The following is a 23,824-nucleotide window of genomic DNA, read 5'->3' as shown; positions in this document are numbered from 1 at the left end:
TCATAAAAAATTGGTATTAGCCTACTATTTGTTGCCTTCGGTGAAGTCGGCGTCAATCACGTCGTCGCCGCCGCCAGTCGGGCCGCCGTCTCCAGGGCCACCAGGGCCGTCAGTGGGGCCGCCTGCTTGCTGGTAAAGGTTGCTGCTGACTGCGTAGAATGCTTGCTGCAACTCTGTTGTTAAGGTTTTGATACGATCGTCATCTTCACTTTCGATCGCAGCCCGCAAGTCTTTTAGCAAGCCTTCAATCTTGGTTTTGTCATCAGCAGGAACTTTATCGCCCAATTCTGCCAACTGCTTCTCGATTTGGTAGGCTTGAGAATCGGCTTGGTTTTTGCGATCGATCCGTTCGCGACGTTCTTTGTCAGCAGCCGCATTCGATTCGGCTTCCCGAACCATGCGATCGACTTCATTGCTAGGCAAAGTAGAAGCACCGGTAATGCTGATAGATTGTTCCTTACCAGTACCTTTATCCTTAGCAGCTACATTCAAAATACCGTTAGCATCGATATCAAATGTAACTTCAATTTGAGGTACGCCACGGGGAGCTGGGGGAACTCCATCTAAACGGAAAGTTCCCAAATCTTTGTTATCGTTTGCCATTTCCCGTTCGCCTTGCAAAACGTGAATTTCCACGTTTGTTTGGCCATCTACAGCAGTCGAGAAAGTTTCCGACTTCTTGGTAGGAATAGTGGTGTTGCGGGGAATGATTTTGGTCATCACGCCGCCCAAGGTTTCGACGCCGAGAGACAGCGGGGTAACGTCGAGCAACAGGATGTCTTTGACTTCGCCTGCGAGCACGCCTGCTTGAATTGCTGCACCGACTGCTACCACTTCATCCGGGTTTACCGTTTGGTTCGGGTCTTTGCCGAGGATTTTTTTGACCAGTTCTTGCACGGCTGGAATGCGTGTAGAACCACCAACTAAGACAACTTCATTAATTGCAGATTTGTCTAATTTGGCATCGCGAATCGCGTTTTCTACGGGAATGCGAGAGCGATCGATCAAATCTGAACAAAGTTCTTCAAACTTGGCCCGCGTCAAGGTGGTGTCCAAGTGTTTTGGGCCGTCTTGAGTTGCGGTAATAAACGGCAAGTTGATTTCTGCTTGGGTAACGCTCGAAAGTTCAATCTTGGCTTTTTCGGCTGCTTCCGTCAGGCGTTGCAGTGCTTGTTTATCTTTGCGGAGGTCAATTCCTTCGGCTCTTTGGAATTCTCCGGCGATGAAATCAACAATTTTTTTGTCGAAGTCGTCACCACCGAGGTGAGTGTCTCCAGAAGTTGCTAGCACTTCAAATACGCCGTCGCCGACTTCGAGAATTGATACGTCGAAAGTACCGCCGCCCAAGTCAAATACGAGGATGGTTTCGTTGCTCTTTTTATCTAATCCGTAGGCTAAAGCGGCTGCTGTAGGTTCGTTAATAATCCGCAGAACTTCAATACCGGCAATTTTTCCCGCGTCTTTAGTAGCTTGGCGCTGGGAATCGTTGAAGTAAGCGGGTACTGTAATTACCGCTTGGGTAACAGTTTCGCCGAGGTATTTGCTGGCATCTTCTACGAGTTTACGCAACACTTGCGCGGAAATTTCTTCGGGAGCAAATTGCTTGCCGCGGGCGGGACAGTCGAGTTTGAGGCTGTTGCCGACTTTCAGGACTTTGTAGGAAACTTCTGTGGTTTCGTGGGTTACTTCGTCAACCCGACGCCCGATAAACCGTTTTACTGAGTAAAAGGTGTTTTCGGCGTTCATCACGGCTTGACGCTTGGCGATTTGTCCGACGAGTTGATCGCCATTTTTAGCATATGCTACTACGGAAGGTGTGGTGCGACCCCCTTCGGCGTTGGCTATGACGGTGGGTTTGCCGCCTTCCATAACTGCGACGCAGGAGTTTGTCGTACCTAAGTCAATTCCAACTACTTTTCCCATAGGGGTGTTCCGGCTCCAATCTCTACAAAATTTTGGTTTTCTATCTGTGTGATAGTCTGGTTATTCAGAACTGCGATTCTACTTCGCGGTTTACGGGTAGTCAGCTCTGCTTTAATACAACAGTCTTCGATAGGGTGCTTATCTCTATACTGCGGGCGGTTAGACCTTGCGATGAAGGTGTATTTACCGAACCTGTTGGGGGACGGTTGCATCGGTGAGGCTTGTACTGCTACAGCTTTGGACTGCTTTTCTTTACTCTTCCTAATGTAGGGCGTGCGATCGATTCGGGCATTGTGGCAAACCGTATACGTTGTGTTGTATTTGCCGTCTTGCGCGTATAAATTTAGTTGGGCCGGTTTGGGCGATTCGTTGTGCGATCGCATCTTTTGGATGCCAAATATAACGGTTATCAGAAAGATGAGGTACGTTGTTGGGCTTTAGCCCTCTTAGTTTAAGGGTTATGTAAGCTGTCAGTTATACATCATCCATCTTTTTGAGAAAGGCTATATAAGATTTTATGCGATGTCCATGCCAAGCGGACTGAAGATCATGTAATTTTAACTGTCTACTCTTCAACCCCCGAAGGCGGGTTTTGTTTGTGTAGACGCGGTTTCCAACCGCCGGGTTTCAACCGCCAGGTTTCAACCCAATTTCAACCATCGCCGAATTTCAACTACCGCGCATCACCAATTAAAATAAACGGCGACCAATAAAACGGATGGCGACTAATCTGACTCAACTTAGCTTGCCGCAAAGCATCATTTTTACTCATCCCCTTATTAATATTTTGATAAAACTGAACCATCAAATCTTTAGTAGCTGCATCATCAACACTCCACAAACTCGCCATCACAGCTCGTGCACCCGCACGCTCAAATACATAGGCAACTCCCGATATTTCTTCACCGTTAGAATTTGCTTGCATAGCAGTTTGACACGCGCTTAAGGTGAGGAGTCTGGTGTTTTGCAATCCTAATAAGGCGGCATCGCGAATATTGAATTGGCTGTCAGCAAACAGCAGTGTATTTTCGTCCATGCCCAAATTTTGAGCTTCGCGAAACCCAACTCTCTAAATCGAACAAGTTGGGTTTCGTTCCTCAGCCCAAGCTAAAACTGGACGCACTCCTACCGAAAGAAACCGGGTTTTTATCGAATCTGCGGGCTACAACGAAATATTTTCGTAAAAAACCCGGTTTCTGACCCCCGACGGACTCAATAAGGAGTCACTACAATTGTCATAGTCTTTTTCTGCACATTAAATCGCATTTCATCAACGAAAAATCGCTTGTTTTTTCGTATGTACTGCAATTGCGCCCGATCAACGACAGGCGAACTCAATTTCACCACAGCTTGACCTTTAATAGCATCTTTCATCTCAAAAGCACTCATGGGAATGCCATTCCATATGGCTTTGGCTTGAGGCAAAATCCCATGCCGATAACGAGGCCCCCGATTACTCCTAGGCGGGGGCGTACTTTGGGGAAACATGATTTTCTCAATTTGGTTCAAGGGGAGAGATCGCTGTTCCCCGGATGCCTGTATCCATAATTTTTGCCCTTTCTGATCAATTTTTACAACTCGACCATCTCTTTTTTCACCTCCTTTCATCACAATTTGCGCTTGCGTCCGTAAAGTTACTGGTACGGCCTGGCTAACGTTAGCTTGTGCTTGTATGGATAGCAAATTCTGTGGTTGGCTGGCGGCATTGACTTGTGCTGCTATACCCGCTATTACTGTAAAAAATCCTACAACTAGAAATGAAAGTGTGTTGCGTTTCATAATCTCCCTAAACCCCCTTCAATGGTAAGCGTTAACTCCGCTACCGTTAACGGTATGAAAGGCTAAATATGCCAGTCATAGAAACCAGTATCGACAAAGCTTGGGGATTTTTAACTTATTTTTTTCATACCCTGATTAAGCAACGCCATTTTGTGAAGGTGATTGTGTGACCGCTTCTCCCCAACCTACTCCTCAACCTACTCCTCAACCTACTCCTCAACCTACTCCCCAACCTACTCCCCCGAATCCCCCGAATCCCCAGCCGAATCCCCAACCGACTCCTCAACCTACTCCCCAACCGACTTCCCCGCTGACTCCAGAACCGAATATTTTAGGTAACTTTGCCAGTATTGTTGGCTTGCTTGGTACAGCTTTGTTTTTCACAGGCTGGATTTATCGCTGGTCTTATTTTTACTACTTTCAGCTAGAGGTAATGACCCTTGATTTACCAGTAGAATCGTTTTTCATAGTACCGATTCAGGTTTTTTTAGCTGACCCCTGGACGATACTCAAAAGTTTACTCGCACTTCTGCTAACAGCTCTAGCAATTTACCACACTTTGTGGGTATTTGATATTGTAAATAGAAAAATTTCTGCTATAGTCAATTGGACAATTATAAGGTTTTCTTCGTCGGCTCGTGTAACAAGAATTTCGTGGTTTTATCACCCACTGATGTCTTGACAGCAATTTAATATCAATCGATTTAACTCGATTAAATTGGTACGATCGCTGGTTAACGAAATTATTATCGTTAGTTTGGTATTAGTAATGTTGTTTTGGTCTGCTCGCTACCAAGGTATTGCCGATGCCCGAGGCGATGCGGGGGAAAATTCATCTTTACCCGCCGTTGCTTTAATCGCTAAGCAAGACAACATTGCTTTAGGCAGAAAACTCGACGATCCAACACTCCGATTAGCCCCCAAAGGATTTAAGGCGATCGGCGATGCAGGTCTATTTGCAGATTTGAGCAAAAGAGATTATACTGATATCAATAATCCCAAAGAACCGAGAATTTGGCGGTTACTTTTGGAGAGAGGAAACTGGATTTATCTGTTTCCGGCTTTAACAACAGAACAGCAAAAAGACCCTCAAGCTCGTCCGCCAGTGATGGCTGTTCAACAAAGTCAATCGGGGGATCAATTGTTAATTGTAAGTCCCGAACCTTCTAAACCATCTAAATAAATTGGGGGCTGGTTGATTGGATGCCAAAATAGTCTCGATGCTAATGGTTAGACAGTTAAATTAACTTTTAGAGTGTGTCAGACATTGATTATTTCGATTTCAACCAATACGGTTAACTTAAGACAGTCCGTTGGAAAAACGAGGTGAAAAATAGACGCTGCGATTGCTTCACGCGGACGTTCGCAATGACAAAAAAGCATTAAGTAAACCGTATTGCGATTTCAACAGGTTTTTCTGGGGAACCTTACGCATTTTCTAAGCAACTCCATAGCCAGTATATGGACGCTTGTACGGTGGATGCAACCCTAAAATAATATCCTCTTTGGGTACTCCCATCTCAACTAATTCTTGTCCTAAATCGGCTTCTGTCATATTGCGTTGAATCCAGATTTTACCATCCTTGATATCTAAGTGAATGAAACAGTTATAAATCCGCTTGTATCCCTCCCAGCCAACGTCTAAAATTTGGTAATGATCTTGTTCTGTATCGAACACCAACTGACATTCAACATCCAAATCTGAATTGGGATCGACTGTGGCATGAGTGGTTAGTAACTGGCGGATAAATTGGCGGTACTCCTCTATTCTTTCCATTCGATGATTACCTCCTGCACTGGTTCGTAGACGATTAACTTCACTTGATACTGTCTGACAGCTTCCTGAGTGAATCGTTCTTGAAAAAAGGATTCAAATATATCGAGAGGAATTGCCAGATATAGAGTTCTGTCTGGTTCGTTCATTTGCAATCCTAAGCGGTAGTTCAAAAACTGTCCTAACGCTGAATGAAAGTCTGTCACCGCTGATGGATTCAAAAAACTTTTGATTTCAACAGCAATCTTTTGTCCAGCCTTTTCAGCGGCAAAGACTTTTTCTGCTGCTAAATCAATCTCAAACTTCACCTTATCTATCTTGAGGATCAGCGGATCTGCCGTAATTACCCACTGCTCCTTCAAGAGAGCTTGTTTAACAGCATCATGAAATCGGTCTTTGGCAGCCATCGTTTTTTTACAGTATCTAGGTATTATGATAGCCGATCGCCCTCCTTTGACTCTTCCGGTGTTTTCCCTCGCGAATTTAAGTTGAGTTCGATCGCGGGACGATCGGCAATTGTCGGAGAATTGGCTTTTCTGAGAGAGTTGAGATAACGGGCGATGGCTACGCCCCGGCTTGCGCCTACGCACTTCCGTTCAAATTCGCCCCGACGCGCAGAATCAGAAACACCGCCAAGCTTTCGAGCTCTGGCTGAGTCATACACGCGCGATCGGCCTCGAAATCCTCATCCTAGTAGCTGCGGATGCGCGACAGCAGTTGCGTCACGCTAAAGTCATCCAAAGCTTGTTGATAGCCGCGAGTATATTCACTCTCGTCGCTTTCAGGTCGTACCATAGAGATTGCCTCCTTGTTTATTAGGGGCCATAAGCCAGCGACGAACTTTCCTAGGGATGACGCTGGCTTTTGACTTGTTGAGATTATAGCATGGATATAGCACATATAAATGCTTTAAATGAGCTATATTCGACAAAGTGGTCTAGATACAGCACAATTGCGATCGGTTTAAACTAAAAAATAGTGAATATCTTATGACCAAACGCTTAGCGACCTATTTAGCCGATGGAATCTATGACATCCTTGAAGAGTGGGCAAGTCAAGAACGCCGTTCAGTCAGCAGCTTGTCAGCATTCATTTTGGAGCAAGCAGCCAGAGAACGTCAAAAGGAAATGAAACAACAGCCCCCGCCATCGGATGAGAAGCAGGAGAAGAGTTAAGTTGAGTTTGGGCGATCGATCGCTCTCTCAAACAAACTGAGGACTGAAGTTTTTTATTGCTGATTCATGCGCGATCGGGCGCATAGTGCTGTGCAAAAGCAGCATAATGCTGCATATTCGACAGAATCGTCTAACGGTATGAAAGGCTAAATATGCCAGTCATAGAAACCAGTATCGACAAAGCTTGGGGATTTTTAACTTATTTTTTTCATACCCTGATTAAGCAACGCCAATAAAAAAATACTGAATTTCTAATGGCTAAACGTGTATCAACCTCAATAGCAGAAGGAATTTACGACCTACTCCAAGAGTGGGCAGATGAAGAACGGCGCTCAATCAGCGGCTTATCAGCATTCCTTTTAGAACAAGCTGTGAGAGAACGTCAAAAACAAAAACAGCCCCCGCCATCCGATGAAAAGCCGGAGAAAAATTAAGTGCAGTTTGTGCGATCGCCCGAATTCAGCAGATCGATGGCTGAAGTCCTTGCTGCAAAACGATTGTGCAACAAGTCTATTCTGCTGCGACTTCAAAATTTATGCGATCGTAAATATCCGTCAAGCTAATTTGGAACTCAACCGAGTCCATTGCTAATACAGAATCTTCTGACTCATACTCAGTAAATAGCCATTTATCATCAGCAGTCTTAGTCAATTGTTCGACATGATATTTGTATTGGTCAATTAAAATATATTCCCGAAGTTCAGGAATCGATCGATAATAAAGAAACTTCTCCCCTCTGTCATAATCTTTAGTAGATTTCGACAAAACCTCAACAATTAGCAAGGGATTTGTCACAGTCGTGGTGTTAGTTCCCTGATAAACCGGTTCACCCTGAATCACCATCACATCTGGATAAGTGTACAGACGATAACGCGGTATCCACAACCGCATATCATTGATAAAAATCTCGTAATTTTGCCCGCTTACAGTCAAGGGAAATATGCGGCAAAAATTCAGCGCAATTTTATTGTGATTAGCTGTTCCACCAGTCATCGGTAATATTTCTCCATCTAGATATTCGCTTTTGTATTCCGCAGCTTCGTCTAAAGCTAAATATTCCTCTGGAGTATAGTAGCGTTTTTCTGTTTCTGCCAACATACTATATTTCTCCTATCCAATTTTATATCTATCATTGTATCATATTTTTGATGGTGCAATTATCTCTCGCACACAAGCATCTGTAGGAAAGCGGCACTGCCGTATCCTAATCCGCAGCTAGATTTTTATGTATAATTATCACGGCTGACACATGGGGGTAAGAAACCCGGTTTCTACGAGATTTTGCGGACAGGAACGAGAAATATACGAGGAAACCGGGTTTCTAATCTCAGCGCGCGTCCAGGACTAATTTAAACAAGTATGAAATTTATCGGCATAGACTTAGGTTGGAGTTCAGGAGCAAGCGGTTTGTGCTGTTTGAATTGGGAAAACAATCGATTGCAATTCATCGAGTGCGATCGCCAACAATCCCTCAACGACATCCTCACCTGGATCGATCGCCAAATCTCCCCAACCGAACCAGCCATCATCGCCGTAGACGCTCCCACAATCATCACCAATCCAACGGGAATGCGCGACGCTGACAAACTCACCCACAAACACTTCGGGCGCTACCACGCAGGCTGCTATCCCGCCAATCTTTCTCGCCCCTTCGCCCAAAAAACAGTCGAATTTGGCCTTTGTTTAGAAGCCCGAGGATTTGTCCACTCACCAACTATTGAAGCTAAGAAACTAGGCAGATATCAAATAGAAGTCTTTCCCCATCCAGCCACAATCAACTTATTTAAATTAGATAGAATCATCAAATACAAAAAAGGAAAACTGGCAGAGCGTCAATTAGAATTGATGAAACTCTGCCAGTATATTATCGATATTTTACCGAGCCTTGAACCAAGTCTCAATCTGTCTTGTGGCACAGACATCTTGCCTGTGAACTGTGGCATAGGCATCTTGCCTGTGAGCGATATCCCCACCAGTATCGCTACCCTTAAAGCCTTGGAAGACAAGCTAGATGCCTTGCTGTGCGCTTACATAGGCGCTCACTGGTGGTACTGGGGAATCGAGCGGAATCTCGTATTGGGCGATCGCGCAACCGGCTACATAGTCATTCCCCAACTTCAATAAGAATAGGGAGCATCTCATTTTTGTAAAAAGCATTTTTTCTTATAGTGCGAGCTTAAGAGCTCGCGTATCGTATAATACGCGAGCTCTTAAGCTCGCACTATTAAATGCAAAACAGAGATGCTCCCTGCGGACTAAAGTCCTCACTACGAACCTGAGGGAGTATCTCAGTTTTGCAAGAAGCATTTTTTATGGTAGTGCGAGCTGTCGCGAACTCGCGACAGCTCGCACTGTAAATGCAAAACTGAGATGCTCCCGAAAAATAGCACAATCGCGCATTGACCATCACAAATGTCAACTGTCAACTGTCAACTGTCAACTGTTTAATGTGCCCAGAGAATCACACCAACTTCATAAGGACTGCTGAGATTATCGTGCTTCGGCAAAACCCGCAGCGACAAACCTTGCAAACCGCTAGAAGTATAAGTAATGTCAGCCGTATAAAGGCTAGCATTGTGAGGATCTTCTCCCAAATACTCCATTACCATTGGCACGCCACCAACAATCTCGCCGTTAGCATCAACCGAACCTTGATAAAGTTCGACTTGTACGTCCGCAGGTGTCAATCCCATCAGATTGATTCGAGATTTAACAGCGATCGACTGATTGACCTTAACTTCCTTATCCTGGGAAATATCAACAGCCTCAATCTTAATGTCGTGCCACTTCCCGAGAAGGTGCTTCTTCCACTGAGACAACTCCTTAGCCGGAGCGCATCCGTCAGAAGTCATCGTGTGATAGCGATCGCTCACGGGGAAATAAGCCCGCCGCGCGTAATCCTTCACCATCCGAGCCGTATTGAAGAAAGGACAGTTCAAAGCAATAGAATCCTTCATTTTCGCCGTCCAACCGCGGGGAATACCATCAGCATCCCGGTTGTAAAACAGCGGTACAACTTCCTTTTCCATCAAGTCGTACAAAGCATTCGCCTCGACTTCATCCTGATACTTAGTATCTTCGTAAAACTCGCCATGTCCGATCGGCCAACCAGTGCGAACATAATCCGCCTCATCCCACCAACCGTCAAGAATGCTGAGGTTTGGCAAACCATTCATCGAAGCTTTCATCCCGGAAGTACCAGAAGCCTCACGGGGACGGCGCGGCGTATTCAGCCACACATCGCAACCGGACACCATCATCCGAGCCACGTTAATGTCGTAATTCGGCAGAAACACCATCGAACTGATAGTTTCGTGCTCGCGGATGAAATGAACGATATCCCGAATCAATTCCTTACCCGGAATATCCATCGGGTGAGCTTTCCCAGCAATCACAAACTGCACGGGGCGGTTTTTGTCACGCATGATCCGCATAATGCGATCGACATCGCGCAAAAACAGCGTCGCCCGCTTGTAAGTAGCAAAACGGCGTGCAAACCCGATCGTCAGCACCTTCGGATCGAGAGCTTCCCGAGCGTGTTCAATTTCCGTTTGAGCCGCCCCGCGCTCGCGCAGAGTCTTTTGCAGCCACTCCCGCGCAAACACCACCAACTCCGATCGACAGCGTTCGTGATTCCGCCACAATTCCTCATCAGGAATCGACGACATCCGATCCCAGAGTCGATCGTCCTTGCGAGTCATTTCCCAATCCGGGCCAAGATAGCGATCGTACAACTCCTGAGTAGACTTCGCCACACAACTGCGAGCGTGAACCCCGTTCGTAATCGAAGTAATCGGCACCTCTTCCTCAGGCAAACCCGGCCACAACCCTTGGAACATCGGGCGCGACACGACACCGTGCAAAGCCGCCACCCCGTTGACAAAACTCGACATTTTAATTGCCAAAATTGCCATATTCAGAGGCCCGGACAAATCTTTAGTATTCTCCCGGCCCAATCCCAGGAACTCATCTTGCGACAAGCCAAACATCTTGGGATACTGACCCAGATAGTGCATCACCATATCCGGCTCGAACAAGTCAAACCCAGCAGGTACAGGCGTGTGAGTCGTAAACATACTGCTCGAAATCACCACCTGTTCCGCTTCCAAGAAACTCAGGTGATGTTCCTCCATCAGCATCCGTATGCGTTCCAAAGCCATGAAAGCCGCGTGGCCTTCATTCATGTGATAAGCCGTAACTGTCAAGCCCAAAGCCTTGAGCATTTTCACTCCGCCGATGCCCAACATGATTTCTTGGTGCATCCGCAGAGTTTTGTCACCGCCGTAGAGTTGGTCGGTAATATCTTGGTCGTAGCGGCTGTTAGGTTCAATATTTGTATCCATTAGGTACAGGGGCACCGTGCCCACCTGTACCCGCCAAATCCGGGCGTATACCTTGCGGCCGGGATAGTCCACCTCAATCCGCAATTCCGAACCGTCGGGATTGCGTTCTAGGTGCAGCGGCATATTGTAGAAATCGTTCAGCGGATAGCGTTCTTGCTGCCAGCCATCGGCGTTGAGATATTGCGAAAAATAGCCTTCTTGATACAGCAAGCCTACGCCAGCCAAGGGCAAGCCCAAGTCGCTAGCAGATTTGAGGTGGTCGCCTGCGAGCACGCCCAAACCGCCGGAATAGATGGGTAGGGCTTTCACTAAGCCGAATTCCATCGAAAAGTAAGCGTAGCATTCCTGGCGATCGGTGCCGCGCTGTTTGCGGTACCAGGCCCGATTTTTGAGATAATCGTCTAACTGCTGGGCTGCTCGGTTCATTTGAGCAATGAAGCCTTCATCTTCTGCCATTTCTTGCAGTCGCTCTTGAGAAATGGTTCCGAGCATCAGCACCGGGTTTTGATTGCTGGAATCCCAGAGATCTCGATCGAGCCGGCGGAAAAGGTCTTTGGTATCAACGTTCCAGTCCCAGTGCAAGTTGTAGGCAAGCTTGCGTAGGGGTTCGAGAATTGCCGGCAGAGACGGGGAAACGTTAAATGTGCGAATTGGCTGCATAGACAAAGCGTTTATGTTGGGGTAGCGATATTTTCGTCTGTCTTTTGGCACAAGTCCGTTATTCTGCACACTATTTTAAGTTTTAAGTCGTGCGGGCGATCGATCGCAAGGTCGATCGGTCATCTGCAACGACACAGCATTAGCGTTTCCCTAGCCCAGCTAAGCTGTGAACTGCGGTATGCCGATCGCTCTTGACTCCTGTCCTAGAAGCAACTCTCGCATTCAAGGTACGTAGTTGCGCTTCAGCGCTCTTATTTATATTTATACAAATCCCTAGAAGCAACTCTCGCATTCAAGGTACGTAGTTGCGCTTGGGCGCTCTTTCTTGATATTTATACAAATCCCGATCGCTCTTTACTCTCACATTCAAGGTACGTAGTTGCGCTTGGGCGCTCTTATTTATATTTACGTAAAGAGCGCTGAAGCGCAACTACGTACCTAAAGCAGCGTCAGCACCCGATCGAATGACCAATGACCAATTAAGCAATTTTCACTTTCCTCAACAGACAATTTACCAAAAGTTTGCTCGCATCCCCAGCCGAGAGCGCCTTGCTAAAATAATGACCCTGAATTTCGTGACAGTGGAGCGATCGCAAACAATCCAACTGCTCTTTAGTTTCTACTCCCTCAGCCACCACGCTCAAGTTCAAATCTCGCCCCAGAGTTGCTACAGCATTTGCGATCGCCCGTTCGCACGGATCAGTCGTCAGTTCGCTGACAAAAGATTTGTCTATTTTCAAGATATTCAACGGAAACTTTTTGAGATAATTTAGAGAACAATAACCCGTACCGAAATCGTCCAGCGCAATCTGCACTCCCATAGCCTGCAACTCCCTCAAAACTTTTGTGGTATAATCCACATCTTGCATAGCTGTAGTCTCGGTGATTTCTAACTCCAAATACTTCGGTGCTAAACCAGTTCTTTCCAAACAATTCGCCACCATTTGCACTAAATTAAATTGCTGAAACTGCCGCGCCGAAAAGTTGACCGCTACCCGCAAATCTGGTTGCAAAGCATCCTGCCAAGCTTTATTTTGAGTGCAGGCAGTTTGCAGCACCCATTCGCCAATAGGGACAATTAATCCGTTCTCTTCGGCGATCGGAATAAATGTCGCCGGAGAAACTAAACCTAATTCTGGATGTTTCCAGCGCAGCAGGGCTTCCATACCCTGGATTTTCCAAGTAGTGATGTTGACTTTTGGCTGGTAAAAAATCTCAAATTCTCCCTGTTCTAGAGCCTCGTGCAACCTGTTTTCTATATTTAGCAACTGGCTGCCTTCGGGATTAAGTGTTGCAGTGTATAATTGATAATTATTTCTTCCCCTTTCCTTAGCGCGGTACAAAGCGGCATCGGCATTTTTGACTAAAGTTTCGGCATCTTCACCGTCGTTGGGATAAAGGGCAATGCCGATGCTGCTACTGATGTGAAACGCCTGTTGTTCTAGTTTAAATGCTGGTTTTAAATTGTCGAGTATTCTTTGAGCTGTTTTAATCGCATCTTCTAAGCAATTGATTTCGGGAAGCAGTACAGTAAATTCATCGCCTCCCCAGCGGGCTACCGTATCCGTCGATCGCAAAGTGTCGCTGATGCGTCCGGCAAAACCCTCTAACAGGCGATCGCCCGCAGCGTGACCTAGCGTATCATTAATCTTTTTGAACCTGTCCAAGTCTAAAAACATCACAGCGAGCATTTTTTCATTTTTTTTAGCTTGTTTTAATGAAGCCAACAGGCGATCGTTAAACAGTATCCGGTTCGGTAAACCTGTGAGTTGGTCATAAACAGCTTGATAGCGAATAATTTCTTCAGCTTGCCTGCGCTGAGTGATATCCATCATAGTGCCAATCGCCCGCACTGCTTGGCCGCTAGCATTCCGGATAATGTAACCGCGATCGAGCACAAAAACATATCCCCCATCTGCGCGGCGAAAGCTGTATTCCTCCGACCAACATTGAGCGTCTGAGTTCATTGTTTCGTTGAAGCTAGACTTCACTCTTTCCCGTTCTTCGGCATGAACATTCAGCCACCATGATTCTAAATCTATCGTCTGAGTTTCGTTGAGTTTGTATCCAAAAACTTTTTCAAACTCTTCGCTCAACCAATACTCATTTCTTGACACATTAAAATCCCAAACTGCATCATTTGTTGCCCGCGTCAGCAGGTGAAAGCGTTCTTCACTTTTGCGGAGTTTTTCTTCAGATTGCCAGCGTTCCGTTACATCCCGAAAGCTGAACACTCGACCAGTAATTTTGCCTCCAGTATGCTGCGGTAGCGAGTAGCGTTCGACAATTCTGCCATCTTGAAACTCGATGACATCGAAACTTTCTGCTGCGGGGATATCGGACAATTCTTTAGCACGGTTGAGAAAGATTTCCGGGTATCTTAACTGGCTGATTCCGAACCCCAAAATTTGGTTGCTATCTCTCGAATCTAGCAGAAAATCTGGCAACTGCCACATTTGAGCAAACTTGCGGTTAAAGCTGACAACTTTTCCGCTACCGTCCACCGCCAGAATTCCGTCAGCAGTAGATTCAATGGTTGCTTGAAGCAAAGAAAGAGATGTTTCTAGTTCTAACTCTGCTAATTTGCGATGGCTAATGTCAAAAGCAGTGACTAATATTGACGCTTTTCTCTCAAATTTGATAATATCAACAGTGGCTTCAATCCAGCGAGTTTCTCCAGTTTTCGTGATAATTCTCACTTCATATTTTGAGCCTGCACTGTCTCGCGGCTGGCGGGATTTACCCCATTGTTTAACTGTCGATCGAAAATCTGGATGAATAAAATCGTATAAATCCAATCCTAGCAATTCTTCGCGAGTATATCCAGTTAAAGCTTCTGTCTGAGAATTGACATAGCGCAACTGTCGGCGCTGATAGATAAATGCAGCAGCATTAACAGTTTCTACCAGTTGCCGAAACTTTTTTTCACTGCGCCGCAAATCTCTTTCAGCCCGCTTGCTATCGGTAATATCTTGTGCTACATACAACTTGCCGCTCACTTCACCTTTGCCGTCGCGAATAGTTGAAATTGAAAGCAGTACAATTATTTTTTTACCCTGTTTGGAAAGGTAGACTTTTTCGACGTTGCGGACAGAACCTTGGGCTGTTAATGTTGCTGATTCTAATCCGGCTGCCGGTGATTCAGTTTGTTTGAAAAGTCCAGCTATTTGTTTGCCTAACAACTCTTTTTTAGAGTATCCTAAAAGTTGACAGGTAGCTTGGTTAGACGACAGGATATGACCGCCGGGAGTTGTAGCAACGATCGAGACGCTCATTCCCTCGCAAATATCGAGGGCGTATTCCGCAGTTTGCTGCAAATCTTGGGTCATTTTGGCAATAGTATCCCCGATATCTTGTTCTTTTTTTTGACGCAACACTTTTTTTGCTTCTGGTAGCTTTTCTTTCTCTGTTTCAGAGTGAGATTTCCCGCTCGTCTTAGATAAGATAGTTGCTGTGTTCGTCCTGATTAATAACGAGATTACTATAGAAATAAAAGCCAAAAAAGAACAGATTGTTTCCCGACCAAAACTACGTTTATTTTCGGAATTTTGCGGAGAATGTATAAAGTTGTCGCTTGGTAAATGTACAGCTTCTCTTTGGGATAAATTATCTACAAATAAGTCGGCGGTTGCCGAAGTAGTGGGGCGAGATGACGCTCCCAAAGAGCTAAGTTTCTCAGGCTCCAGCAAAATTGCTTCCACACTGCGATTGTCGGTTATATCCCCTATACTTGCCGACAATTTTATTGAATTAATGCTACATTCCACACCAAAAATAGCAGCAGTCAAAGATACCAAAATCAATTGATACGTAATTTTCATTTGCTCCAGTTCCTGATTTTAAAAAGATGTCTTCCTGTCTCAAGAAATCTAAATACTTTGAGCATATGTTGAGGAATTACAGAAAGAATAGCACCTAAATTTATGTTGCTTTAGTAAATTGAAGAGTTCAAAAATAAGAATTTATCTTTGTAACTAATTATAATTTTAATCTTAATTTAAGATCTGTCATCGGCCATTGTGCCACAAACTATCCGCCATTATGCCTAGACATCGGCTGGGATCGCGCTAAAATTAGAAAATTCCCGCTCATAGGCGGCGGAGATTTGTTAGAAAAATAAACAATTAGCTTAAGATCGATGCAGAGATCCACGAATTGAACCAATGAGTCAGACGATCCCAGAACTCCAAACAGAAGTCCGCGCGCTGCAAGCAGAAGTTGCCACTCTGCAAGAGACGCGGGAAAAACTTTGCCTACAGCGCTCAGAGTGCCGAGTGACAGTCAGTTTTCCCAAGAATAATACTCCTGAGGCCCTTGCCGAGTTCCACCAGCAAAATGCTGCTTTTGGGGAGCAGTGGTTGCAGCAAATCCAGGAAATTGACCGAGAGACTAAAATTATTGAAAAGCAACTGGAAGCAAAACAGGCTTTACTCAATTACAAACAAGGTGAACTAGATAAATTGCTGGCGGGAGAGCACTGGAAAGAAGTAGAAAACCACGTTCAAACCGGGGAAAAGCGCTTGCAAGCACAAGCTCGCAAAATTAATCAAGCAGCAGCGCAGCTAGAGGCAGAAATCCAAGCTTTAAAAGCACTGTACGACCAACTAAATCCCAGTTACTCGGAGTGGTTTCAACAACCAACTCAAATTGTTGAGTTTTCCGCAAAAACTATTCCTTATGCTGTGGGTAGCAGCAGCGGGTTGATATTGGGAAATAAGGAGATAGAGTGGGAGAAAAAGTAGTTTTGAGTTGTGAGTTACGAATGTAAATTAGTATTTGAGTTCGTCGTGAATTTTCTGAAGCAAGTAACAGGAATTACGCAACGGCTACATTGAAACAGGTACGTAGTTGCGATGAAAGCGCTCTTTCATATATAAAAGAAAAGAGCGCTTTCATCGCAACTACGTACCTAAGAGCTAGTTATACAATACGATCTTTGAGGATAGCGCTACTAGAAAAAATGTTAAGAACTTTGAGTTTCATTTTTGGAAACAGGGTTATTTTAAAGGATGGTGTCAAGTAAAATCACAAACATAATAGCCTAAAATATAAAATAGACTTACTGATGAAACAATTGATTTCGATAGCGCTATTTATTCTGGTTGCGGTGGCAGTTGTGGGTTGGGGCTCTGACTCGTTGCAGCCGAAAACGGCTGTACCGGAAGTTTCGATCGATCGCACTATCCACACTTTCCAAAGCCAGTCTCCTGCTGAAAAAAATGCAGTCAGTCAGCCGCAAGTTGACTCGTCCCGGTTGTGGAAACACGTCGAAACTTTAGCAGGGGAACGCGAGGGAGAACGAGCTCGCTCTTTTACGAGAGACTACATTTCCCAACAACTGAAAACCTTCGGTTTTTCACCAAAATTGCAGGAGTTCGATCGCGGAATCAACGTTTTCGCCGAGAGAAAAGGTACTGACTCAAACGCTGGTGCAATTTTAATTGCAGCACACTACGATACTGTACCACAATCTCCTGGGGCTGACGACAATGCAACAGGAGTTGCGGCAGTTTTAGAAGTAGCAAGATTGCTGGGTTCTCGTCCTACGCCTCGGACATTGCAAGTGGCATTTTTTGACCGGGAAGAAATCGGACTTTTAGGTAGTTTAGCATTCGCGGGTAGCCCGGCGCGGTTAAAAAATTTGCAGGGTGCGATCGTCCTGGATATGATCGGTTATGCCTGCCGCACGGCTGGATGTCAGCGATATCCCGAAGGATTGAAACCGCAACCTTTTCTAGATGCAGCGGGGGTGACTTCTCCCGATAAGGGCGAGTTTATTGCTGTGATTGGGGATGCGGAACATCCGCTGCTGTTGGGTACTTTTGCGGAGTCGCCACAAGCTGATTTACCACCGGTGATGACGTTGCCGGTTCCTCTGAAAGGGCTGCTGACTCCCGATGTTTTGCGTAGTGACCACGCGCCTTTCTGGTATAAAGGAGTTGGTGCTGTGTTGGTGACGGATACTGCAAATTTGCGATCGCCCCACTACCACCAGTCTACCGATACACTCGCAAATATCGATCGACCTTTTTTCATCGGTTCTGCTCAAATTGTGGTTAATGCTACTGCTAAATTATTGGAAATTCGGTAATGGGTAATGGGTAATGGGTAATGGGTAATGGGTAATTGGTAATTGGTAATTGGTAATTGGTAATTGGTAATGGGTAATGGGTAATTGGTAATTGGTAATGGGTAATTGGTAATTGGTAATTGGTAATGGGTAATTGGTAATTGGTAATGGGTAATTGGTAATTGGTAATTGGTAATTGGTAATTGGTAATTATGTAAGGTGTTCTTTCCTTCTTCCTTCTTCCCTCTTCCTTCTTCCTTCTTCCTTCTTCCTTCTTCCTTACAAGAAATGACTAACAAAGACAATCTGCGACAGCATTTACTGCAACTAGACAATCGAAGCTACAAAGCGTACAAAGACATTCAAGGTAGATATGATTTTTCAGAATTCACATTAATAATTGATTATGTCCAGGGAGATCCCTTTGCATCTCCCAGTAAATTTAGAGTCAAAGTTCCGCCAAACATTGCTCGAATTCCCCGCGAACTTTTCCAATCTCGCAGTCGAGAAATAGCCCTGCGAGATTACCTAACTCGCCAGTTTGACAAAGCAGCATATAGCATCAGCAGCAAGCGCGGCAGCGGTAAAAGCGGTACGATCGCAGTGACTCGCTTCAGACAAGAAGTTTTAGAACGAACTTCGGCATTTATCCTAGACTCAACTGCATCAGATCTGGGAGATTTAGGGGGGGTTGAAATCCGATTTTCCGTCGGACTTCCGGCGGGCGGGCGCAGTATTTTAGGGCGACAAGCTGCTGAAATGCTGTGCGAAGATATCCCGCGAATTGTCAGCCAAGCTCTGAAATATTCTAGCTTAAATGCTGCGGAATGTCGCCTTCATGTTGAAACGGTAGAAGATGCTGATTGGCTGCGGCAGCAGTTAGCTGAAAACGGATTAGTTGCGTTTGTTGCTGACGGTTCTATTTTACCCCGCCGCAGCGGTGTTGACAACCGTCCTCTGTTAAATGATGCTGTGGCTTTTGTGTCGCCGTCGTCGTTAAAGGTTGAGTTTAATTGTCCGAATCGCGGTTTGATTTCCGGTATGGGAATTCCCGCTGGGATTAGTTTGATTGTGGGCGGTGGCTATCACGGCAAATCAACTTTACTCAGGGCGATTGAGTTGGGAGTTTATAACCGAATTCCGGGTGATGGTAGGGAATTTGTGGTGACAAGTCCGGCGGCGGTGAAAATTCGGGCGGAAGATGGCAGAAGTGTGGCGTCGGTGGATATTTCTCCTTTTATCAATCATTTGCCGCAAGGTAGAGATACTGTACAATTTTCTACTGCAAATGCGAGCGGCAGTACGTCGCAAGCTGCTAATATTATTGAGGCTTTGGAAGTTGGGAGAAGGAAGAAGGAAGAAGGAAGAAGGAAGAAGGAAGAGGGAAGAAGGAAGAGGGAAGAATCTCAATCTTTTGCGACAGGGATGCAAGCCGCCTCTTGTGAAGGGGATTTAGTACCTGTTTTGTTGGTGGATGAGGATACGGCGGCGACTAATTTTATGATTCGCGATCGCAGAATGCAGGCCCTGATTGCTAAGGATAAGGAACCGATTACGCCGTTTATCGATAAAGTGAAACAGTTGTACGCAGATTATGGCGTATCGACGATTTTAGTCATGGGCGGAAGCGGCGATTATTTTGATGTGGCGGATACTGTGATTTCCATGGATAATTTTGCAGCATATAATGTGACGGAAAAAGCTAAAGAAATAGCAAGTATTTACTCGACCAGTCGCGCTGCTGAAGGGGGAGAAAGTTTTGGTGATATTACTCACAGAGTCCCGGTTCCTGCTAGTTTAGATCCGAGTCGGGGACGGCGAGATGTGCGGGTGAAGGTGCGGGATGTGGATGAATTGGCTTTCGGAACTGAGGAGATTGATTTGGGCGCTGTCGAGCAAATTGTGGACAGGGGACAGTTGCGGGCGATCGCCTCGGCAATGATTTATGCAAAGGGTCACTACATAGACGGGAAGCGCACTTTGTCGGAAATTATCGATTTGGTGATGGCAGATATTGACGCGCAGGGGATGGATATTTTATCCTCTTTTCCTGAGGGGGATTTTGCTATGTTTCGCCGCTTTGAATTGGCGGCGGCTATTAATCGGCTGCGAAGTTTGTCGGTTGTCAGTTGACAGTTGTCAGTTGTCAGTTGTGTGCATTTGAGTTTGCCAAATACGTGTGTAGGGGCGAAGCATGACCGCAGAAAATATGAGATTATCACTAATAACTTATATGCGGTCATGCTTCGCCCTCTTCAAAACCCAGATGCGCCCTGTCAGTTGACGGTTGACAAAATGAAGAGGAAAGAATGAATAGGGAATAGGGAATAAGTAATATAGATGTAACGCGCGCGGAAGACGATAGTATAGACATTTTGCATTAGTTCGCAAATAAATAAGTGGATTGTTGCCTTACTTTTGATATGCTGACAAAAGTGAATGCAAAAAAGGCGATTTAAATATGATAGGTAATATAGGACAACCGACTGCTGTCAGCGATCGCCCTTATTTAGTATTAACGAGTCAAGATCAAAGCATACAGTTAGAGTTAAAACAGCCGCAGCACGTACTGGGGCGCGATCGCACTCGTGCTGATTTGGTTGTTCCCGAACCCTGGCGCGCAGTTTCCGGGGTTCACGCTGTGTTGCGCCAAATTGGCCAAAATTACTGGATTTACGACGGTGACGGCCAGCAGCCGAGCACTAATGGCTTATTTGTCGATCGCACTCGCATCACTCCCAACGACGGTTATTGTCTCAAAAACGGTACAGAAATTAAAATCGGTCTCGATCCCAAAAATCAAGTTTTGGTGACTTATTTTAATCCCCTGGCGAGTCAAATCTTTCCCCCCAGCAAACAGTCAATTCCCCTCAGCAATCGATCGGTTTTGTTGGGCCGCGATCCAAATGCTTCGCTACAATTAGATGCGCCACTGGTTTCGAGGCGACACGCGACAATTGACGCTGACAGTCGCGGCAATTATATTTTACGCGATCACAGTGTTAATGGCGTTTTTGTCAACGGCCAGCGCATCACGAATTCTGTACAGTTGGCCGAGGGAGATGCGATTCGGATCGGCCCGTTTACTCTAACTTACCGCAATCATACGTTAGAGGTGCAAGACCGAGGCAGTCAAATTCGCCTGGATGCTGACAGTCTGGTGATTCCCAAGCGCTTGGATCGTATCACTTTGGCGATCGAACCTGGGCAGTTTGTGGCTTTAGTCGGCGGTAGCGGCGCGGGTAAATCTACTTTAATGCGGACGCTTTTAGGCATCGAGAAAACTACTCAAGGCGCTGTGTTTCTCAACGGCGACAACCTGCGCCAAAACTTCAATATTTATCGCAATCAAATTGGTTACGTGCCTCAAGATGATATTATTCACGCAGATTTGACAGTAGAAGAAGTGTTGAGTTATGCCGCTAAATTACGCTTACCTCCCGATACAGATGTTAAGGAAGTAGTCACAAAAACTTTAGAAGATATTGAAATGACTCACCGCCGTACTGCTTTTGTAAAACAGCTTAGTGGCGGACAGCGCAAACGGGTTAGCATCGGAGTTGAACTGTTAGCAGATCCGAAACTTTTCTTTTTGGACGAACCGACTTCTGGGCTCGATCCGGGTTTGGACAAGAAGATGATGCAACTGTTGCGAAAGTTGGCAAGTCAAGGCCGGACGGTGATTCTGGTGACTCACGCGACGGCAAATATCACGATGTGCGATCGCATTGTGTTTATGGGCCGCGGCGGACGGCTTTGTTACTTCGGCCCGCCCACGGAAGCCCTCGATTTTTTCGATGTCAAAACTGGGGATTTTGCCGATATTTACAACGAATTAGAAACGTCAGAAACTAACGTTCAAAGTTGGGCAGAAAAATTTCTAAAATCTCCCTACTATCAGCGCTATATTGTTAACCACTTCAGCACCGGCAACGCTAGTGGAAAAACGCCCGCTGCACCTCCCAAGCCCAAATCTCTATCTTTTATCAAACAACTTGTTTTGCTATCTCAGCGCTATTTTCAACTAATTTCCCGCGACTTAGTTAACTTAAGTTTAGCTCTTTTGACTGCGCCGATCGGGATTAGTTTGCTGCGGCTTGCCGTCAGGGATAAAGACCCGTTAATTGGCGCGCCGGAGCCAACTTTAGCACCTTTAGCGATGCGAGTTTTGTTTGTGTTTACCTGCGCGGCTATTTGGGTGGGTCTGGCAACTTCCCTGCAAGAAATTGTCAAGGAATCTGCTATTTATCTGCGGGAACGTTTGGTTAATTTAGGATTATTTGCTTATTTGGGTTCCAAGGTTTTCATACTTTCCGGGTTAGCAGTATTGCAAACGCTGTTGATGGTAGGAGTGATTCTGATTGCTTTCAAATCCCCCGAACCGAGTTTGATTTCCTGGCCGGTGGGAGCAGCTATTACCACTTTTCTAACTTTAATGAGCTGCATCAGTCTCGGATTGCTGGTTTCGGCGATCGTCAAAAATGGCTCTCAAGCTAACAGTGCTTTACCTCTAATATTGCTACCTCAGATTATTTTCTCGGGAGTTTTGTTTAGGATGGAAGGTGTGGCGAGCAAGTTTTCTTGGTTGATGTTAAGTCGTTGGTCTGTGGGCGCTTACGGCTCTTTAGTTAATGTAAACGCGATGGTTCCCGCGCCTACGACTTTGCCGGACGGGAGTACACTTCCTCAGCCGTTTGAGCCTACTCCTGTTTACGATCCGACGTGGCACAATCTGAGTTTAAATTGGGGGATTTTGTGCGTGCATATTTTCGTATATTTGATGTTGACTCTGTGGTTGCAGAAACGGAAAGATATTTTATAGCAGTTGACAGTTGACAGTTAAAAAGTTAATAACGTAGGGTGCGTCACCATGAATCATCTGCTCGAAAAAGTGAAAAATCTCACAGCGACGCACCTTTCACAGTTGACAGTTGACACTTGACAGTTTAAACCAAGAAGGGCTAAAGCCCAACAACGTACCTCATCTTTGTGAGAACCGCTATACAATTAGAAATCTGCACTTAGTTAATGCCAAAAATTTGAGGATTAAATGTTAGTTAAAACCAACGCCTTAGTAGAAATTCCTGCATCACCGGAAGTAGTCTTTGATTTTGTGGCATCACTATCGAATGTGCCAAAATCATTTCGCGGATTTGGTTTAATTCCAGCAATTATTAAAGCTGAAATGGCTGATGGTGGAGAAATGCGTGAAGGCGGTGTGCGTCAGATAAAACATTCCGATGGATCGGTGATTGATGAAGAAATAATTACTTTTAAAAAGCCAGAAAGACAAACTTACCGATTGGTTAGAGGGTTTAAGTTTCCGATTTCTCTACTGATTGAGTCTGGTGGCGGAGATTGGAAGTTTACTACTACAGAAAAGGGGACTCGGATTGATTGGGAGTTTTACTTTATGCTGACTTCTCCGGTATTTTATCCGGTTGGGTTGTTGTTGGTTCAGGTTTTTATGCAAAAAGCTATGCAGCAGTGTTTAGACAATATTCAACAATCTTTGGCTAACCAAAGCGAAGGGATTGTATGAATTATTGGCTGATGAAGTCGGAACCGGATGTTTATAGTATTGCGGACTTGCGGCGTGACAAATTTTCGATTTGGGATGGCGTTCGTAACTATCAAGCGCGCAATTTTATGCGGCAAATGAGTTTGGGTGATTTAGTATTTTTTTACCATTCTAATACTAAAATTCCGGGCATTGTTGGGTTGGCGCGCGTGGTTGAAACTGGGATTGCTGACCCGACTCAGTTTGATGTGAATAGCGAGTATTATGATGCTAAATCGCAGCTTGATGCGCCTCGGTGGCAGACTGTGAAAGTTGAGTTTGTTGAAGAGTTTACTAAGTTAATATCTTTGGATGAACTGAAAGCAAAGTTTACTGCTGATGAGATTTTGGTGGTGAGGAAAGGTAATCGCTTGTCGGTGATGCCGGTGTCTGAAAGTGCGGCGCAGAAGATTTTTAAGGTGAGGTAGGAGAAAGGTGTTGATATTTGTCACAGGCAAGATGCCTGTGCCACAAAAAATCTTGTGGGGTGGGCTTCTAGCCCGTCACAGGCAAGATGCCTGTGCCACAAAAAATCTTGTG

The 23,824-nt window shown here is 45.4% G+C and carries 21 protein-coding genes; 11 read left to right on the top strand and 10 right to left on the bottom strand.

The annotated features are described in order from the left end of the window. Window positions 1–24 precede the first annotated feature (24 nt). The 3 genes from dnaK to JGK11_RS26850 form a co-directional block, all read right to left on the bottom strand. The gene (dnaK, locus tag JGK11_RS26860) at window positions 25–1,923 is read right to left on the bottom strand and encodes a molecular chaperone DnaK (protein ID WP_293198439.1); all 1,899 of its coding nucleotides are present in this window, start codon (window positions 1,921–1,923) and stop codon (window positions 25–27) included. Window positions 1,924–2,596: 673 nt separating this feature from the next. Beyond that, on the bottom strand, window positions 2,597–2,959 hold the full coding sequence (locus JGK11_RS26855) for a CHAT domain-containing protein (RefSeq protein ID WP_293182116.1): 363 nt from the start codon (window positions 2,957–2,959) through the stop codon (window positions 2,597–2,599). A 176-nt stretch (window positions 2,960–3,135) separates the two neighbouring features. Then, window positions 3,136–3,702: a hypothetical protein gene (locus tag JGK11_RS26850; protein WP_293213553.1), complete on the bottom strand. Its 567-nt coding sequence runs from the start codon at window positions 3,700–3,702 to the stop codon at window positions 3,136–3,138. A gap of 166 nt (window positions 3,703–3,868) precedes the next feature. Here JGK11_RS26850 and JGK11_RS26845 point away from each other — a divergent pair, with 166 nt between their 5' ends. Both JGK11_RS26845 and JGK11_RS26840 read left to right on the top strand, forming a co-directional pair. Next, a complete protein-coding gene (locus JGK11_RS26845) occupies window positions 3,869–4,384 on the top strand; it encodes a hypothetical protein (protein WP_293198437.1) in 516 nt (171 codons plus the stop codon). Between the two features lie 87 nt (window positions 4,385–4,471). Continuing rightward, complete coding sequence (locus JGK11_RS26840) at window positions 4,472–4,885, top strand: hypothetical protein (protein WP_293213551.1); 414 nt, start codon at window positions 4,472–4,474, stop codon at window positions 4,883–4,885. Window positions 4,886–5,140: 255 nt separating this feature from the next. Here the strand turns inward: JGK11_RS26840 and JGK11_RS26835 are convergent, their stop codons facing one another. Genes JGK11_RS26835 through JGK11_RS26825 form a run of 3 tightly spaced genes read right to left on the bottom strand, consistent with a single transcriptional unit; the run spans window position 5,141 to window position 6,140 of the window. Further along, window positions 5,141–5,479 carry a XisI protein gene (locus JGK11_RS26835; RefSeq protein ID WP_293193148.1) on the bottom strand — a complete coding sequence of 113 codons (339 nt, stop codon included), beginning with the start codon at window positions 5,477–5,479 and terminating at the stop codon, window positions 5,141–5,143. Continuing rightward, window positions 5,467–5,883, bottom strand: coding sequence for a XisH family protein (locus tag JGK11_RS26830; RefSeq protein WP_293182106.1), 417 nt, complete (start codon window positions 5,881–5,883; stop codon window positions 5,467–5,469). Before JGK11_RS26830 ends, JGK11_RS26835 begins: the two co-directional genes overlap by 13 nt. Before the next feature lie 23 nt (window positions 5,884–5,906). After that, a complete protein-coding gene (locus JGK11_RS26825) occupies window positions 5,907–6,140 on the bottom strand; it encodes a hypothetical protein (protein ID WP_293193146.1) in 234 nt (77 codons plus the stop codon). A gap of 325 nt (window positions 6,141–6,465) precedes the next feature. On the opposite strand from JGK11_RS26825, the gene JGK11_RS26820 reads away from it, so the two are divergent. Both JGK11_RS26820 and JGK11_RS26815 read left to right on the top strand, forming a co-directional pair. After that, window positions 6,466–6,651 (top strand): hypothetical protein, encoded by a 186-nt coding sequence (locus JGK11_RS26820; RefSeq protein ID WP_293182102.1) that lies wholly within the window; start codon window positions 6,466–6,468, stop codon window positions 6,649–6,651. Window positions 6,652–6,905: 254 nt separating this feature from the next. Next, window positions 6,906–7,085, top strand: a complete 180-nt coding sequence (locus tag JGK11_RS26815; protein ID WP_293182100.1) for a hypothetical protein — start codon at window positions 6,906–6,908, stop codon at window positions 7,083–7,085. Window positions 7,086–7,161: 76 nt separating this feature from the next. Here JGK11_RS26815 and JGK11_RS26810 read toward each other — a convergent pair whose 3' ends face one another. Beyond that, on the bottom strand, window positions 7,162–7,749 hold the full coding sequence (locus JGK11_RS26810) for a Uma2 family endonuclease (protein ID WP_293182098.1): 588 nt from the start codon (window positions 7,747–7,749) through the stop codon (window positions 7,162–7,164). 261 nt (window positions 7,750–8,010) lie between these two features. On the opposite strand from JGK11_RS26810, the gene JGK11_RS26805 reads away from it, so the two are divergent. Further along, window positions 8,011–8,775 (top strand): DUF429 domain-containing protein, encoded by a 765-nt coding sequence (locus tag JGK11_RS26805; protein WP_293198434.1) that lies wholly within the window; start codon window positions 8,011–8,013, stop codon window positions 8,773–8,775. A gap of 320 nt (window positions 8,776–9,095) precedes the next feature. Here the strand turns inward: JGK11_RS26805 and glgP are convergent, their stop codons facing one another. Continuing rightward, a complete protein-coding gene (glgP, locus tag JGK11_RS26800; protein ID WP_293182217.1) occupies window positions 9,096–11,654 on the bottom strand; it encodes an alpha-glucan family phosphorylase in 2,559 nt (852 codons plus the stop codon). Between the two features lie 479 nt (window positions 11,655–12,133). After that, a complete protein-coding gene (locus JGK11_RS26795; RefSeq protein ID WP_293213549.1) occupies window positions 12,134–15,475 on the bottom strand; it encodes an EAL domain-containing protein in 3,342 nt (1,113 codons plus the stop codon). A 342-nt stretch (window positions 15,476–15,817) separates the two neighbouring features. Here JGK11_RS26795 and JGK11_RS26790 point away from each other — a divergent pair, with 342 nt between their 5' ends. Both JGK11_RS26790 and JGK11_RS26785 read left to right on the top strand, forming a co-directional pair. Then, a complete protein-coding gene (locus tag JGK11_RS26790; protein ID WP_293186728.1) occupies window positions 15,818–16,396 on the top strand; it encodes a hypothetical protein in 579 nt (192 codons plus the stop codon). Between the two features lie 323 nt (window positions 16,397–16,719). Next, on the top strand, window positions 16,720–17,745 hold the full coding sequence (locus JGK11_RS26785; protein ID WP_293186729.1) for a M20/M25/M40 family metallo-hydrolase: 1,026 nt from the start codon (window positions 16,720–16,722) through the stop codon (window positions 17,743–17,745). Here the strand turns inward: JGK11_RS26785 and JGK11_RS26780 are convergent. After that, window positions 17,700–18,023, bottom strand: a complete 324-nt coding sequence (locus JGK11_RS26780; protein ID WP_293213547.1) for a hypothetical protein — start codon at window positions 18,021–18,023, stop codon at window positions 17,700–17,702. The genes JGK11_RS26785 and JGK11_RS26780 overlap by 46 nt on opposite strands. Between JGK11_RS26780 and JGK11_RS26775 the strand changes: the two genes are divergently transcribed. The 4 genes from JGK11_RS26775 to JGK11_RS26760 all read left to right on the top strand — a co-directional run bounded on the left by JGK11_RS26775 (window position 18,013) and on the right by JGK11_RS26760 (window position 23,712). After that, window positions 18,013–19,857: an ABC-ATPase domain-containing protein gene (locus tag JGK11_RS26775; RefSeq protein WP_293186731.1), complete on the top strand. Its 1,845-nt coding sequence runs from the start codon at window positions 18,013–18,015 to the stop codon at window positions 19,855–19,857. The two genes, JGK11_RS26780 and JGK11_RS26775, sit on opposite strands and share 11 nt — an antisense overlap. 328 nt (window positions 19,858–20,185) lie before the next feature. Further along, a complete protein-coding gene (locus JGK11_RS26770) occupies window positions 20,186–22,546 on the top strand; it encodes an FHA domain-containing protein (protein ID WP_293213545.1) in 2,361 nt (786 codons plus the stop codon). A 228-nt stretch (window positions 22,547–22,774) separates the two neighbouring features. Beyond that, window positions 22,775–23,266 (top strand): SRPBCC family protein, encoded by a 492-nt coding sequence (locus tag JGK11_RS26765; protein WP_293193136.1) that lies wholly within the window; start codon window positions 22,775–22,777, stop codon window positions 23,264–23,266. Continuing rightward, entirely contained in the window at window positions 23,263–23,712 is a 450-nt protein-coding gene (locus JGK11_RS26760; protein WP_293186734.1) for an EVE domain-containing protein, read from the top strand. The genes JGK11_RS26765 and JGK11_RS26760 overlap by 4 nt, the downstream gene beginning before the upstream one ends. The last annotated feature ends 112 nt before the right edge of the window (window positions 23,713–23,824 follow it).

It is taken from the genome of Microcoleus sp. PH2017_34_RAT_O_A (assembly GCF_020737885.1).
In the GTDB taxonomy this organism is placed as follows: Bacteria; Cyanobacteriota; Cyanobacteriia; order Cyanobacteriales; family Microcoleaceae; genus Microcoleus.
The sequence above is the reverse complement of the archived record's forward strand: the minus strand, read 5'-3'. Positions and strand labels throughout refer to the sequence as shown.